The organism is Halolamina salina (genome assembly GCF_042678005.1).
GTDB classification, from domain to species: Archaea; Halobacteriota; Halobacteria; order Halobacteriales; family Haloferacaceae; genus Halolamina; species Halolamina salina.
The window spans coordinates 1-1,510 of the sequence record NZ_JBHUDH010000225.1; the positions used below are offsets into that span (position 1 = coordinate 1).

2 protein-coding genes and 1 pseudogene are annotated in these 1,510 nt (G+C 69.4%); 2 read left to right on the forward strand and 1 reads right to left on the reverse strand.

The window, feature by feature from the left end; translation table 11 throughout:
- Together ACFR9S_RS14910 and ACFR9S_RS14915 are read left to right on the forward strand one after the other, a co-directional pair.
- Nucleotides 1-740, forward strand: a 740-nt coding sequence (locus tag ACFR9S_RS14910) for a HEAT repeat domain-containing protein (protein ID WP_379818964.1), incomplete at its 5' end; no start/stop codon positions are given.
- Nucleotides 741-808: 68 nt separating this feature from the next.
- Complete coding sequence (locus ACFR9S_RS14915; RefSeq protein ID WP_379732450.1) at nt 809-1,186, forward strand: hypothetical protein; 378 nt, start codon at nt 809-811, stop codon at nt 1,184-1,186.
- A 6-nt stretch (nt 1,187-1,192) separates the two neighbouring features.
- Here the strand turns inward: ACFR9S_RS14915 and ACFR9S_RS14920 are convergent.
- Nucleotides 1,193-1,510 (reverse strand): annotated as a pseudogene (locus tag ACFR9S_RS14920) (protein sorting system archaetidylserine synthase); the annotation flags it as partial.

A 1,510-nucleotide genomic window follows, 5' to 3' on the forward strand; every position in this document is an offset into this window, starting at 1 on the left:
CCGACGAACTGGACTCCGGGCTGGAGGAGGCCGAGGAGTGGGACGACCTCGAGACGAACGAACAGCTCCGGGCGGAGGGGTTCTACGACGTGCTCGGCCACTACAAGGACTACCCCGTCGAGTGGGCCGCGCTGAAGGAGCACGAACAGCAGGGCAACGTCGAGCAGGTGCTCCGCGCGCTCGACGCGCTGGACTCGGAGTTCATGGAGCGCCACTGCATGGAGACGCTGACCCGGATGGGCGACCCGGCCGCGTTCGACGAGATGCACGCCCGCGCCCAGAAGCGTGACAAGCCCGGGATCGAGGCGCTCGGGAAGATGGGTGCCGGCGCCGAGGACGCCGTCGACACGCTGCTTGAGTACGTCGACGAGGACTCGGACCCGCAGCTCCAGAAAGTCACGTTCCGCGCGCTGGGCGAGATCGGCAGCGAAGAGGCAACCCAGGCGCTCGCGAACAAGCTGGAGATGGACAACGACAAGGTCCGCCCGCTCGCGGCCCGCGCGCTCGGCCTGATCGGCGACACCCGCGCGATCGAGCCGCTCGCGGCCACGATCGAGGAGGACGAGGAGCGGACCGTCCGGACCGCCGCGGCGTGGGCGCTCCGACAGATCGGCACCCGTGAGGCGCTCGAAGCGGTCGCCGAGTACGAGGACGCCCGAGAGTACACGCTGCAGGCCGAGGCCGAGAAGGCCCGCGAAACGCTCGCAGCTGACGACGACGCGGCCGCCGCCGAGGCCTGACCCACCGCAGTACGGCCATTTCTACCGAAGAAGCGATCTATTAAGACCCCTACCCGCGAGGAGAACGTGTGAACGAACGGTACCAGGGGCTCGTCCGACTCGTCCAGGAGCAGGCCGGTGAGAACTTCCGCTCGGCGTTCCGCTACGACGAGGACGACTGGACCGCGCTGTACGTCCGTGAGGATCTCGCGACGCCCGACCTCCAGCAGGCGGTGCCGGCGCTTGCACGGCGCGCACGCGACGCCGAGCCGTTGATCCGCGAACGGGACTATCAGGGGCTCGGCCCCCAGCAGGCGTCGATCTCGCTCCACGCGAAGGCGGTACTGATTCACTTCCGCGAGGGCGAGGACGCCGGCGTCATCGTCACGCTGGACAAGGACGTGGCCCGGAACCTCGCCGACTTCGTCGCACGCTGTGAGGGTATTCTCGAGCCGTCGGCCGACTGACCACGGTCAGCGCCGCCAGTAGAGCACCGGCCCCAGGACGAGGTACGCGAGGGCGACGTACAGCAGGCCGAACGCGAAGCCGCGGCCGTACAGCCCCGGAAGCAGGACGGCGCCGGCCTGTACGACGCCCATCACCAGCGCGTCCTGCGCGTGGAGGTCGGGGTAGACCACGTCACAGAGCATCAGCGGCGTCAGAACCGCCGCGAGCGCGAGCAGGAAGCCGGCGTCGTGAAAGCCCATCAGCACGGTCCCGGCGCCGCGGTAGCCCGTGAGCACGATCGCGCCAAAGATCGTCGCCGCGAGCGTCGTCGGGACGCCGACGGT